Source organism: Erythrobacter mangrovi, from assembly GCF_013260645.1.
Lineage (GTDB): Bacteria > Pseudomonadota > Alphaproteobacteria > Sphingomonadales > Sphingomonadaceae > Qipengyuania > Qipengyuania mangrovi.
Genome location: NZ_CP053921.1, coordinates 460480 through 474088 on the forward strand (window position 1 = coordinate 460480; position 13609 = coordinate 474088).

A 13609-nucleotide genomic window follows, 5' to 3' on the forward strand; every position below is an offset into this window, starting at 1 on the left:
TCAGGACCCCAGATTGATCGAAAGGTTGAGAAGCAGGCGGAAATCGTCGCGCTTCGTCTCAAGCGGTGCGCGATCGAGCGGAATCGCACCGACGACTTCGAGATAGGCGCGACGGGCGATGTTGAAGCGCACACCGGCGCCCACCGAGTTGATCGTGAAGGGATCGTCGGCGACGTTCTTGATCCACGCGGAAACCGTGTCCCAGAAGGCGAAACCCTGCCAGGCGATGCCATCGGGTGTTTCCGGCTGCAGCGAACCGTACGCGAATTCGATCCGCGCACCGACCCCGCTGTCGCCGATCAACTCACCCGGATCATAGCCCCGTCCGATCGTGAAATTGCCTCCGGAGAACTGCTCATAGGAGAGCAGGGCGTCGGGCGAATACTGGGCCCTGGGGGCCACCTTGATGAGCCAGAGCGGCGACGGACGGAAACTGACCTGGCCTTCATAGCGAAGCACCAGCGCCGAAGGGTCCGCATCGAGGCGCGCGATCGGGACCACGCCGGGTGCCGCGCAAGCCAGGAAGCCGGCGCCGCAACCTTCGCTAGCGCCCAGCGCACCGATACCGTGACGAACCTCGAGTGCACTATGCGCCGCAAAGCGCGGCTCAGCGATGGTATAGCCTCCGCGCCCCTCGGCGCTGGCCTTATCCATCAGCCCGGCATCGACCCTGACAAAGGGGACGCGCAACTTGTCACGGCTCAGGTCCAGTCCGGCAAAGTCGATCCGCTGGTCGATCCAGTCGAACCCAAACGAAAGCACCACGTTCTCGACCTGGCGGCGAACAATCGGATAGCTTCCGTAGAGCGTGCCAACAAAGGTGGTGGACTGGAAGATATCGGTGCCGACAATGTCGGGCTGGGTCCAGGCATAGACTGCATTGACACCGACGCGGAACCCGTCGGTCCCGATCCCGAACTCGTGCCGTCCCTGCAGCACCAGCTGTTCCTGCGGGTCCTGGCTCGAATAGACGGACAGTTCGGTGAGGTCGGCCAGCCCGGTCAGCCCGTTGATCTGCCCTCGCAGCAATCCGCCGAAACGTCCCGTGCGATCGGAGCTGAGGTTCTGAATAGACAGGTCGGCCTGGAAGCGATCCATCACCACGTCGACGATCCCGATAAGATCGCCGGCCTTGGCATCGGGCCCGACATCACGCGCCAGCGACAGGCGCACGTCCATCCCCGGTATATCGCGCGCCAGCATCAGCGTGCGCTCCGCCTCGCTCCGACGGAACACCGGCTGGCTGCGCAACTTCTCGAAGTTGCGGCGCAATTGTTCCCCGGATGGGCCCGGCTCACCCCGGATTACCAATCCCGTCATCCGGGCAACGATAACGTCGAACCGCACTGCGCCGCCTTCGATCCGCTGCGGCGGAACCTGAACCGATGCGACATAGCCGGCTTCGTTGAGGATCGCGTTCGCCCGGTCGCGGATGTCGCATACTGCCGAAATCGGCAGGTCTTGCCCGGCTACGCTGCTCCAGGCGGCGTCGAGCAGTCCCGGCTCGACCTCCTCGGCGCCGACGAAGCTGGCACTCGAGAGCGTAAAGCGGATCTGGTCATACTGCGGCTCCGCCAATGGGCAGGGCGCGCGCGCCAAGGACGCATCGACCGAAACACCTTCACCTGGCGTGCTGAGCTGATCGTCCAACTGGTCACGGCGAACCTGTTCGCGGGTCGGCGGTTGCACCGCCTGCGCCAACGTCGGAGTGGCACTGATGCCGCCCAAGAGGGCAGCTGCGATTATCGCTTTATTGGCCAAGGTCGGGATCCTCTGCACGCGCGAGTGCGATCGCGCGATCGGTCAGGAGCGGGCGGGTGGCATCGCCGACAAGGGCGAACCCTGCCCAGTAATAGGGATGCGACGTGTCGAGTTGATCCATCAGCAGCGCCTGCGAACCGCGCAGTGCATTGCCGATGTCCTGCGTCCGGCCGAGACGGAACATCTCGCTCACCAAGCGAGTCGTGGCGTTGTAGTCATCGGGCACCGGCCAGTGGCTGGCCAGCACCGCGCGACTGCCCGCACCGACGAAGCTGCGTACCAGCCCATCCAGCGCAGTTCCCCCACCACTGCCCACGCCGGCCGCGCGGGTCGCCTCGATACTGGCCGCCCCGGCCGTATCGCAGGCCGAAAGGATCACGATATCCGCGTCGAGATTGAGGTCGAATATCTCCTCGAAGGACAGCAGCCCGTCCGAGTTTTCCCCGCCGAACGATGTGAGCAAGGCGGGCTTGGCCGGGCACGAGGGATCGGGTGGGGTCACCAGGCCGTGCGTCGCGAAGTGGAGCACGCGGTACTGGTCGAGATCGTTGCGGGCCACGAGGCCATCGTCCGTAAAGGCACTGCCTGTCACCAGTTCCGACTGACCCGCCCCGACGAGACCCTGCACTGCGACGAGCTCCGCGTCATCGATCGGATTGTTCCAGGTCGCCAAGGACCATCCGCATTTGGCATTGCCCGACGCCACCAGGGCCCTGTTGTACGGCGCGCTATTGCTGCCCAGCGGGGTATTCTCGCCAAGGCCCAGATATTCCCGAGCTGCCCGTGACCGCGTGGTGCGCCGGGCATCGACAAAGGCCTGCGCGGAAACCGCCGTGCTGACCCGTGTCGCGCGGGCCAGCCATGCCGTTCCGGTAAAGTCATAGGGATCGCCGCCCGCGGCGAGCCGCGCCTCATAGCGGTCGACGGATGCGTCATCGGCCACGAGGATGTCGATCGGCAGCCGCAGCAAGGCGCTGTCCGGTTCGAAGATCAGATGATCCGTCGCGGCCAGGCGGTCGGCCACCGGGGCAAAGAGCTCTTTGTAGAGTTCGCGTGCGATGCCGATCTCATAGGGATAAGTGAGCATCCGCCCGCCTTGTTCGATCGAGATCGAGGCGCGCAGCATGTCGACCTGGAAATCGAGCTCGTCCTCTCCAATGTCCAGCTTCCACGCAGCCGCATTCGCGCGATCGGTCCAGAACATGTAGAGGTCGCGTCCGACCAGCGCGATGCGGGCATAGGCCTCGCCCGGCTGCAGGATGGAGCGGAACTCTGCCAAGGTCAGTGAGCGTGGCGCAACCACGCGATATTCGGGATAGTCCGCCAGCTCAGCCTGCGTCCGCAACTGGTCCCGCTGCATCTGTTCGATGCGACCGGCCAGTTCGGCGCGACGCGGATCGTTGGCCGCGACATCGGTCGCGATCAACTGCTGCAGCCGGATACGGCTCCGCTCGATATCGCGCGACAGGTCGGTCGACTGGCGGAATAGGCGTGATGCCTCATCGGTACGGGCCGACAATTCGCGCGACAGGATCGCCTGCGTTTCAGCAACGCCCGGACGTACCAGCACCTGAATGGCCTTGAAGAAGGCTTCCGCCGCCTCCGGGTCACGCGACACTTCGGGCGCGAGCGTGGCGAAATAGGGTGCAAGCCGATTGGCAAAGCCGGTCGCAGCGTCGCTTTGACCGACCGCCCGGTCGATGACGTCGGCAAAGATCGTCAGCGCCTCGTCACGGCGGCCCTGGCGGAGGTAGAAATCGGCCAGTCGCGCCCGCGCCGCGCTCACCGTGCGACGTTCGGGGTACTCCACTTCGAGCAGCGTCAGCGCGTTCTTGAGGTAGCCTTCCGCGCTTGCCGGATCGCCTTGCTGCTCGGCAATGATGGCCAGTTCGCTCAGCGTCTGCGCACGCAAGCGAGTGATCGAGGTTACCCGTCCGTCGCGCACCGCGATGGCGCGTGCAAAGCTGTCGAGCAGAAGCGACTTGGCCCCTGCCAGGTCCCCTTCGAGCCGCAAGGCGCTGCCACGCAGTTGCAGCGCCTGTGCGTCGAGGATCTCCGCCCGCTCGCGCTGGGTCAGGCGGACCTCATCGATGAATCCGAACAACCCATCACCGGAGCCATTGAGGCGCTCCGACAGTGGCAGGCTGATCTCCAGTTTCATCGCATCGAGATCGACCTGCAGCGCCGCGGCGCTGAGCGGTTGCCCCGCACGCGCTGCCGCCTCTCGGGGTAAACGCTGGTTGAGCAGGTGGATGGCTTCAAAGTTGCGCTGCAAGCGCTCGCCGATGGGATCGCCTGCAGTTTGCGACCGCGCATCGTCGAAGAGCCTGTCCGCCGTGCCGAACTCGCCCATGTTGCTCCGCTGAAGCGCACGGTTCACGGTGAATTCGCCGACCGGGATCGTGCTCGATTCCCCGCTTTGCTCGAGCCGGTCCTGCAGCGTCTCGAAATAGGCGGCGGCTTCGGCGTAGTCACCGCCTAGATTGCGGCGATACCCTTCTGCCAGCGCCTGCTCCGGTTCCAGCGTTTCAGCCTGCACACGAGCGAAAGCAAACGGGTCGCTGACCATCGTCGTCGCAACGTCGATGGTCCCTTGGACTACGGTATTCTCAAGGAGCGAGCGCAGCGCCAGGAGCGTGGCACTGTCGTAAGCCGAGAATCCGTCCGTAATATAATACAGGCCGGTTCCCTGCACCTCGATGATTGACCAGTCGAGCCCAGTCCCCGCGACCTTGCAGCCGGTCAGCGAAGCGCCGACAACATCGGTTTCGATCCCTCGCATACCCCCGCTGCAATCCACGCTCTCGCGGCGCCAAGGGGCAAGCTTATCCGCTGTCGCTACCGCCTTGTCCTTGAATGCATAGATCGTCGCGACCGGCAGTGCTGAGTCGCGACAGACAACCGCCCAGCGCCGATCGAACACAGACTGGCGTGCAGGATTGCCGATGCTGCGATCCTGTACCTGGCACAGGATACCTCGCTCGCTCCCGATGGAGAACGAATCGCGAAGCAGCACGGGCCCCGATTGCGCCTGCGCCGGTACGCAGACAACCGATGCGACTATTGCCACCCCGAACAGCAGGAAAATCCGCTGGAACACGCTCGCCACTCCTCCCTGGAGCAGCCGAACAGCTACTCCAACCCCTGACAGCGAACCCGATTCTTTTCTTATGCTTAGCTATACCTACGCCTTTGAAGGCGAATGGCAAAATTCGTTTAGGCTATGCAGCGCAGCCTGGCTTGTAGTGAAGCGTCACCAGCCTTCCCAACGCACCGATTCCTCGATCGGTGCGCGGGCAACGGAGAAGTTGTTGACGGGCGCGTCAGGGTCGCGCCAGCCGATCGCGACACCGCAGAAAAAGGTGTGGTCCTCAGGAATGTCCACCACCTCGCGGATTTGCGGCGAATAGACCGCCCAGGCTTCCTGAAAGCAGCAATCGAGCCCCTCTTCGCGTAACAGCAGCCCGATCGTCTGCAGCCACATTCCTATGTCCGACCATTGTGGCGGGCCCATATACTTCGGCGTGTGAACCAGCATCAGCACCGGCGCCCCGAAGGCACGGAAGTTGTTGGCGAACCACATCAGCCGCTTGCCCTTCTCTTCGCGAGTGATTTCCAGAGCGCCGTACATATCCTCGCCCACCCCGAAGCGGCGCGCTTCATAGGCACCGTCGAGCTCCGGTGGGTAGATGTGGTATTCGGGCGCAAACGCTTCGCGCCCCTTTGGCAGGTCTTGCGCGATGCGCGCGAAGAGCTGCTGCATGGGCTCCCCAGTGAGAACGATGCCGTGCCACGGCTGGGTGTTGCCACCCGAAGGCGCGCGCTGCGCCTTTTCAATCACCCGTTCCAGCATGTCTCGTTCGACCGGCTTGTCGAGAAAAGCACGAACGGATCGGCGGGACTCAACAGCTTCGGTAACGGTCATGCTCACTCCACTTCAAATAGGCCGGCCAGCTGCTCGATGATGGTACCGCCTAGTTGCTCGACATCCATGATCGTCACCGACTTCTTGTAGTACCGCGTGACATCATGCCCGATGCCGATGGCGGCAAGTTGGACCGGTGATTGCTTTTCGATCCAGTCGATCACCTTGCGCAGGTGGCTTTCGAGATAGCCCGCCTGGTTGACGCTCAGCGTGCTGTCGTCGACCGGGGCGCCGTCGGAGATCACCATCAGGATGCGGCGATCCTCGGGACGGGCGAGCAGGCGGGTGTGTGCCCACAACAGCGCCTCGCCGTCGATATTTTCCTTGAGCAACCCCTCGCGCATCATCAGGCCGAGGTTGCGGCGCGCGCGGCGCCAGGGCTCGTCGGCGCGCTTGTAGATGATGTGGCGCAGATCGTTGAGCCGACCCGGGTTGGGCAGGCGTCCGTCGGACAGCCACGCTTCGCGGCTCTGCCCACCCTTCCACGCACGGGTGGTGAAACCGAGGATCTCGACCTTGACCCCGCAGCGCTCAAGCGTGCGTGCCAGGATATCGGCGCTGATCGCGGCGATGCTGATCGGACGGCCGCGCATACTGCCCGAATTGTCGATCAGCAGCGTGACGACGGTGTCCTTGAACTCGGTATCGCGCTCGATCTTGTAGCTGAGTGCGTGGCCTGGGCTGATGACCACGCGGGTCAACCGCGCCGCATCAAGCAGGCCTTCCTCCTGGTCGAAGTCCCAGCTGCGATTCTGCTGCGCCATCAAGCGCCGCTGGAGGCGGTTGGCGAGGCGCGTCACGACACCCTGTAGGCCCGCCAACTGGCTGTCGAGGTAGGCGCGAAGGCGATCGAGTTCCTCATTGTCGCACAGTTCAGGGGCCTCGACGACCTCGTCGAACTTCTCGGTATAGGCCTTGTAGTCGAACCCGTCGGGGATCTCTGTCCATGGGCGGTTCGGGCGCACAGGTTGCATGCCCTCCTCACCGTCGTCGGAGGGATCGCCGTCGGCCATCTCCTGCTCGCCTTCGACCTCCTGCTCTGCGTCACCATCGGCCTCGCCATCGGATACCTCGGATCGCATGTCGGCGGCTTGCGGCTCGGCGGCGCCCTGGTCCTCGTCCTCGCCGCCCTCCTGATCCTCGGGAGTTTCGCCCTCCTCGTTCTCGCCGTCATCGGCATCGGTCGCATCGGGCGTATCGGGCAACGTCAGTTCGAGATGCCGGAGCATGTCGAGCGTCAGGTCCTGGAACGCGCGCTGATCGTCGAGCGCATCCGCCAGACCTTCCATGTCGGTGCCGATCTTGGCGAGGATGTCCTGCCGAACCAGTTCGACCCCGGCCTTCGCGCGATCGGGAATTTCCTCCCCGGTCAGCGCCTCGCGCAGCATCAGTGACAATGCGGTCGGTAGCGGCACCTGCGAAGCCTCATCCGCGCGGACGATCGGATCGCTGGCGGTGCGCATCGCCACCGCCGAACCGATATTGTCGCGCATCCCGGCGTAGGAATTGGTGCCGATCGATTCGTAACGCACCTGCTCGATGGCATCGTAACAAGCGCGCGCGACCGGCTCTGGCGGTGCGCCCTTCGCGTGGAGCTTCTCGTTGTGATGCCGCAGCTTGAGCGCAAAGCTGTCGGCGAACCCACGCGCTTCGGTGGCCTGTTCCCTGGGCAAGGTGCGCCCCGGCAAGGGAACCCGAAAGTTCTTGCCCGACTGCGCAGGGGCATCCGCGCTCCACGCCACCTCGATCTCAGGTTCGCGCGCGATCGCCCGCGCGGTACCGGTCAGCGCCTGCTTGAAACGGTCGAGGGGGGTCTGCTCGGTCATGCTCGCGCTTACTCGGTCGGGATCGACTGCCCGGTCTTGGCCCAATCGGCAAGGAAGCCCTCGATACCCTTGTCGGTGAGGACATGCTTGAACAGGCTCTTGATGACCGACGGGGGCGCAGTCATCACATCGGCGCCGATACGCGCGCTTTCGAGCACGTGGACCACGTGGCGCACGCTTGCGACAAGGATCTCGGTCTCGAAGGCGTAGTTGTCGTAGATCAGCCGAATGTCGCGGATAAGGTCCATCCCGTCGAAGCCATTGTCGTCGTGACGCCCAACGAAAGGCGAGACGAAGGTCGCACCCGCCTTGGCCGCAAGCAGCGCCTGATTGGCGCTGAAGCACAGCGTGACATTGACCATGGTCCCGTCACCGGTGAGTTTCTTGCAGGTCTTGAGGCCATCGATCGTCAACGGCACCTTGATGCACACGTTGTCGGCGATCTTCCGCAGCGTTTCCGCCTCGCGCATCATGGTCTCGTGGTCCAGCGCGACCACCTCTGCGCTGACCGGGCCATCGACGATGCCGCAGATTTCCTTGGTCACTTCGATGAAGTCGCGACCCGATTTGGCGATCAGCGAGGGATTGGTGGTGACGCCGTCGAGCAGACCGGTTTCGGCCAGTTCCTTGATGTCGGCGATTTCGGCAGTGTCGACGAAGAATTTCATGGGTAGGCTCCCGAATCCGGATAAGCGAATGTTGCGCTCGCCCCTATGCGATTGCCATGGGGAGAACCAGTCGCTTCATTGCAACCTGCTTTGCCGCCGCCTTCGCCGCATGGCAACCATGAGCTGCCCACGCGACAGAGGAAGAAACGCCGCTTTAGCTGATGTTCGATGCCTCAATGCCGGTCGACCAACGCACCGATCTCTGCGAGCTGGTACTTCTAGAGCCGTGCCCCGGTGCCGAATACGCCAATGATCAGTGGATCTCGCGTCGCATCGGGATTGGCACGGATAGCACTCTCCTCAACTCCGATTTCGCGCCAGATGGTATTATCGAGATTGGTGGCGAAGCGGTTGGTCGCACCGGTCAGGTCGATCCCCGTGAGGCCGCGCAGCAGTTCACCCACCAGCGGGTCCTGCGCGACGCGCATCGCGGAGCCGACTTCGGGTACCATCGCCTCGATCAACGTCGTCCCCATCGAGTTGCGCAGGAAGGCTGTCGCCGCGGTCGGGCCGCCACGCACCAGGTCGATGGCGTTCTGGACGCCGATGGTGCGCACGGCCTCGCTCACAAGCGGGGCAGCGCGTTCGGCTCCTTGGTAGGCGATATCGCCAAAGGCGTTTTCGAGCCGGTCCTTGAAAAGCGCCGATGTGAGGATTCGGCTAAGGACGTCACCGCGCGTACCCAGCAGATTGCCGAGGCCGAGCTGGGCGACCTGCCGATCCCAGAAGCCGTCCGCCTGAAGCATTCGCGCGAAAGCGCGCTCGCTCGACAGGTAGAGCAACCGCTGCACGGCATCGACAAGGCTGTAACCCGGAATGCCGGCACAGCCAGGAAGCGCCAGCGTAGCTGTTCCAAGTGTCAGCCCGCCGATGACGGAGCGTCGGTGGGTAGGCCGTTGGAGAATGTCGTTCATATTTCCAGTCCTCTTGCTTCCCACCCTTGTTTCTCTTGCTGCGCGCCGCCCATATGGCCGGGCCATGAACCGCGTGCGCTGCCTCGTCCTCAATGCCGCCCTGGGTCCGCTGGACTACAAGGTGCCGGAAGGCATGGCAGTTGAGCCTGGGGCAGTGGTGGAATGTCCGCTGGGCCCGCGCACCGTAATCGGCATCGTCTGGGAGGCTGAACGGCTGCCCGGCACCGAGGTTCCGGCAGAAAAGCTGCGCAATCTGCGCGGAGTGCTGCCCGTCCCGCCCCTGTCCGCGCCGCTCAGGCGATTGATCGAGTGGACCGCCGACTACTACGTCGCATCGCTCGCCAGTGTCGCACGGATGGCTCTTTCCTCGGGCGGTGCGCTCAAAGGCCCCGCGACAATGACCGAGTACCGCCTGACCGGTGGCATGCCCGAGCGGCTGACCCCACAACGGCTCGCCGCGATGGAGGCGCTCGAAGGCGAACAGGCCAATATCCGCGAACTGGCGGGGCTGGCAGGCGTCTCTGAAGGTGTGCTGCGTGGGCTTGTCAATCAGGGCGTTCTCGAACCAATCGAGGTCGACTGCGACCGCCCGTACGACCAGGCACGGCCCGACTTCACGCATGTGGATCTCAGCCCTGAGCAGGCCGAAGCCTCGGCCACCTTAGCCGAAGCCGTTCGCAAGGCGGAGTTCGCCCCTTTCCTGCTCGACGGAGTGACCGGTTCAGGCAAGACCGAAACCTACTTCGAACCCGTCGCGGAAGCGCTACGTATGGGGCGACAGGTATTGGTCCTGCTGCCCGAGATCGCGCTGACGGAAAACTTCCTTCACCGGTTCGAGGAGCGTTTCGGCGCGGCGCCGGTATTGTGGCATTCCTCGCTCAAGGCGACCGAACGCCGCCGTGCCTATCGCGCCGTCGCCTACGGTACTGCGCAGGTCGTGGTCGGCGCCCGTTCGGCGCTGTTCCTGCCCTTTCGCAAGCTCGGCCTGATCGTCGTCGACGAAGCGCATGAGGTCAGCTTCAAGCAGGAAGACGGCGTACGCTACAACGCGCGCGACGTGGCGGTCATGCGCGCGCATTTCGAACAGGTGCCGGTGATCCTCGCCAGCGCAACGCCCGCACTCGAAAGCCTGCAAATGGCCGAAAGCGGGATCTACACCAAGATCGACCTGCCCAGCCGCTTTGGCGGTGCGGAACTGCCCAGCATCGACACGATCGACCTGACGCAGGAGAAACCGCCGCACGGCATGTGGCTTGCCCAGCGACTGGTCGACGGGATCGAAGAGCGGCTCGCCCGGGGAGAGCAATCGCTGCTATTCCTCAACCGGCGCGGCTACGCTCCACTGACATTGTGCCGCAACTGCGGGTTTCGTTTCCAGTGCCCCAATTGCAGCGCCTGGTTGGTCGAGCATCGCTTCTCCCGACGCCTGGCCTGCCACCATTGCGGGCACGAAACGCCCAGCCCCGAAGTCTGTCCCGAATGCAGCGAACCCGATTGCCTCGTCGCCTGTGGTCCGGGGGTCGAACGCATCGCCGATGAGATCGCCCAGCGTCTAACTGAGGCGCGAGTGTTCGTGGCCACATCCGACACGCTTAACTCGCCTGGGCGTGCGGCCGAATTCATTGCGCTGGTCGAAGCGGGTGAAGTCGACGTCATTGTCGGCACGCAACTGGTAACCAAGGGGTTCCATTTCCCCGAGCTGACGCTGGTGGGCGTGGTCGATGCCGACCTGGGCCTGGAGGGCGGGGACCTGCGCGCGGGCGAGCGGACTTATCAGCAGGTTGCACAGGTCGCGGGGCGTGCCGGGCGCGGTTCCAAGCCCGGCGAAGTGCTGATCCAGACCCGACATCCCGAGGCGGCAGTGATCGCCGCGCTCGCAGCTGGCGATCGCGATGCCTTCTATGCGGTGGAGACCGAAGGCCGTCGCCATGCCGGAGCACCGCCCTTTGGCCGTTGGGCCGCAATCATCATTTCAAGCGAGGACGATGCGGAAGCGCGCGAGGCCGCCAACCGCCTCGGTGCCTTTCGCCCGCAGGTCGAGGATTGCCAGATCCTCGGGCCGGCCCCCGCACCGATGGCTCTGCTGCGCGGAAGGTACCGCTACCGCTTCCTTATCAACGCGCGGCGCAGTGTCCAATTGCAGGACGTCATTCGCGACTGGCTGGGACAGGTCGATCACCCGCCCGGTGTGCGTGTCGCCGTGGATGTGGATCCGTATAGCTTCGTCTAGCCGTCCTTGAAGACTGCTTCGGCCTGCTGCTTGAGCCAGTTCATCGCAGCGGCCCACGGGCCATGGCCATAACTGATCCGCGCCACGCCCAGCCCCGCGAGTTCGGCATGGGTGCCTCGGCCGGGGCCCCACAATACGTTCACCGGGAGCGGCGAACCTTCGCAGATCGCCCGGATCGTCGGGTGGTCTCCAAGGAAGGGGACGAACAGGCTCCCTACCCCCGCCGCGGCATAGGCGCGGGCGCGTTCGAGCGTTTCGTCGATCATCGCCTGCGAATAGTCCGCCGGGTCCTTGTCGCGGTAGACGTCGGTGCGGGCGTTGACATGGATGCCGGTCGCAGCAGCAGCGGCGAAGCGTTCCGCGGCGACCTCGATCGGTAACAGCGTCGTTTCGCCCGGCAGGCGGTCTTCCATGTTGATGCCCACCGCGCCTAGCGCACGCGCCTTGCCTACCGATGTGCCAACTTCCTCGGGTGTGTCGCCGTAGCCAGCTTCCATGTCGATCGTCACGGGCAGGTCGGTCACCGAAAGAATACGCTTGAGGTTCTCGAGAACGACTTCGAGCGGGAGGGTTTCGCCATCGCGGAAGCCGTTGGCTTCGGCCACGCCGTAGCTGCCAGTCGCGATAGCCTTGGCGCCAGCATCCGCCACGGCGCGTGCCGAACCTGCATCCCAGATATTATAGAGAATGAGCGGCTTGCCCGGGACGTGCAGCGCACGGAATGCCTCGACCTTGTCCATTACTTCGCTTCCCTTCGCAGCAGTTCGGCCTTGATGTCGGCGCCATAGGCGTAGCCACCCAGGCCACCATTATGCGCGATCACGCGATGGCAGGGGATCAGCACGGCAATATTGTTCGCTCCATTGGCGCCGCCAACCGCGCGGCTCGCCTTGGGATTCCCGACCATCGCGGCGAGTTCGCCATAGCTGCGCGTCTCCCCTGCAGGGATCTCCCGCAAGGCGGCCCAGACGCGCTGCTGGAAGGCTGTGCCCTTGACGTCGAGCGGGATATCGGCGGTGGTCGCATGGACTGGTTGTTCGACTGCGGCGGTTACCGCTTCGAATAGTTCACGAAACACATCGCCCCCACGAACAAGCTCGGCATTGGGAAAGCGTTCGCGCAATTCCTCCTCGCCTTCGTTGAACGACAGGCAGCACACGCCCTTCTCCGTCGCCGCGACGAGCATCGCGCCGAGGCTAGTATCGACCATCGTCCAATGGATTGTGCGGCCCTTGCCGCCATCGCGCCAGTCGCTTGGAGTCATGCCCAACCGTCCTTTCGTATTGTCATAGAATCGCGAGGCCGAAGAATAGCCCGCCTCGTAGATGGCATCCGTCACGCTGTCGCCCGCACTCAAGGCATCGCGCGCGCGTTCTTCGCGCAGGGCGCGGGCATAGGCCGCGGGCGAGAGCCCGGTTGCCCGCTTGAACACGCGCTGGAAGTGGGTCGGCGAATAGCCCGCGACATCCGCCAGCGCGCTAAGCGACGGGACATCTTCAGCCTGCCTGATCTCGTCGATCGCGGCGAGAATGGCCGCCTGATCGCGTGAGACATCATCAGGCAGGCAGCGCTTGCACGCCCGCAACCCCGCGGCTTGCGCCTCTGGCCCGCTGGCGAAGAAACGCACATTGTCGCGGGAGGGGTGGCGCGCGGCGCAGGAAGGGCGACAGTAGATGCCGGTGGTCAGCACGCCGGTCACGAAGCGCCCGTCGAAAGAACGGTCACGGCGCATGACAGCAGCCCAAGCGGTCTCGCTGTCAGGAATTGCGGTCATCACGCCCTCCTCGCCCGGGCGGCGAAACATCCGCGCACCGCATTGTGGACGTCGATCTCGACGATCTCGGGGTTGGCGAAGAGGGTTTCAAGGCCTCCTGCAGCCTCCCCGGGTTCGGTGATCATGGCATCCACCATCATGCCGCTGGCATCGAACCCGCGCAAGGAGAGCTTCCGCGGGCCGAACACCGGCGGGACACTATCGACGAAGCGCGCAGGCGCCGTACCAGCTTCGCGCACAAAGATGGCATGACTGGCGCAATAGGGCGTGGCTCCATCTCGACTGGTGTGGTTGAGCAAAAGCAGGGTCTCGCCCACTTCCGCCTCGTCGAGCGTGACGCGGCAGGGGAAGCCGGGCTTCCCGTCCGCCGTAACCCGAACGATGTTTCGCGCAGCGAGCGCCGCATCGTCGAGTTCGAAGAGTTGGCGATAGGGGGCAGGATCAATCCCCTCGATCAAATAATGCATCTGAGCCTCCATAGGATGAAGGCGAGATAGCCGGGACCGCCATA

Annotated in this window: 10 protein-coding genes; 1 reads left to right on the forward strand and 9 read right to left on the reverse strand. The window is 64.2% G+C overall.

The features are described 5' to 3' along the window. The 6 genes from HQR01_RS02345 to HQR01_RS02370 all read right to left on the reverse strand — a co-directional run bounded on the left by HQR01_RS02345 (position 1) and on the right by HQR01_RS02370 (position 9094). A complete protein-coding gene (locus HQR01_RS02345) occupies positions 1–1761 on the reverse strand; it encodes a ShlB/FhaC/HecB family hemolysin secretion/activation protein (RefSeq protein ID WP_173212195.1) in 1761 nt (586 codons plus the stop codon). Beyond that, on the reverse strand, positions 1751–4861 hold the full coding sequence (locus HQR01_RS02350) for a CHAT domain-containing protein (protein ID WP_173212197.1): 3111 nt from the start codon (positions 4859–4861) through the stop codon (positions 1751–1753). Before HQR01_RS02350 ends, HQR01_RS02345 begins: the two co-directional genes overlap by 11 nt. Positions 4862–5014: 153 nt before the next feature. Further along, positions 5015–5686 carry a nitroreductase gene (locus tag HQR01_RS02355; RefSeq protein WP_173212198.1) on the reverse strand — a complete coding sequence of 224 codons (672 nt, stop codon included), beginning with the start codon at positions 5684–5686 and terminating at the stop codon, positions 5015–5017. Positions 5687–5688: 2 nt separating this feature from the next. Then, positions 5689–7512 carry a cobaltochelatase subunit CobT gene (gene cobT, locus HQR01_RS02360; RefSeq protein WP_173212206.1) on the reverse strand — a complete coding sequence of 608 codons (1824 nt, stop codon included), beginning with the start codon at positions 7510–7512 and terminating at the stop codon, positions 5689–5691. Between the two features lie 8 nt (positions 7513–7520). Continuing rightward, positions 7521–8180 (reverse strand): fructose-6-phosphate aldolase, encoded by a 660-nt coding sequence (gene fsa, locus HQR01_RS02365; protein ID WP_173212208.1) that lies wholly within the window; start codon positions 8178–8180, stop codon positions 7521–7523. 218 nt (positions 8181–8398) lie between these two features. Continuing rightward, positions 8399–9094 (reverse strand): DUF4197 domain-containing protein, encoded by a 696-nt coding sequence (locus HQR01_RS02370; protein WP_173212210.1) that lies wholly within the window; start codon positions 9092–9094, stop codon positions 8399–8401. Positions 9095–9158: 64 nt separating this feature from the next. Between HQR01_RS02370 and HQR01_RS02375 the strand changes: the two genes are divergently transcribed. Further along, positions 9159–11324 (forward strand): primosomal protein N', encoded by a 2166-nt coding sequence (locus tag HQR01_RS02375; protein WP_188115106.1) that lies wholly within the window; start codon positions 9159–9161, stop codon positions 11322–11324. Here HQR01_RS02375 and HQR01_RS02380 read toward each other — a convergent pair. From HQR01_RS02380 to HQR01_RS02390, 3 genes are read right to left on the reverse strand one after another with little or no spacing between them, the layout of a single operon-like run. After that, positions 11321–12064 (reverse strand): isocitrate lyase/PEP mutase family protein, encoded by a 744-nt coding sequence (locus HQR01_RS02380; protein WP_173212213.1) that lies wholly within the window; start codon positions 12062–12064, stop codon positions 11321–11323. The genes HQR01_RS02375 and HQR01_RS02380 overlap by 4 nt on opposite strands. Beyond that, positions 12064–13098: a bifunctional DNA-binding transcriptional regulator/O6-methylguanine-DNA methyltransferase Ada gene (ada, locus tag HQR01_RS02385; RefSeq protein ID WP_173212215.1), complete on the reverse strand. Its 1035-nt coding sequence runs from the start codon at positions 13096–13098 to the stop codon at positions 12064–12066. Before ada ends, HQR01_RS02380 begins: the two co-directional genes overlap by 1 nt. Then, the gene (locus HQR01_RS02390) at positions 13098–13565 is read right to left on the reverse strand and encodes a DUF1203 domain-containing protein (RefSeq protein WP_234030224.1); all 468 of its coding nucleotides are present in this window, start codon (positions 13563–13565) and stop codon (positions 13098–13100) included. Before HQR01_RS02390 ends, ada begins: the two co-directional genes overlap by 1 nt. Positions 13566–13609: the final 44 nt, after the last annotated feature.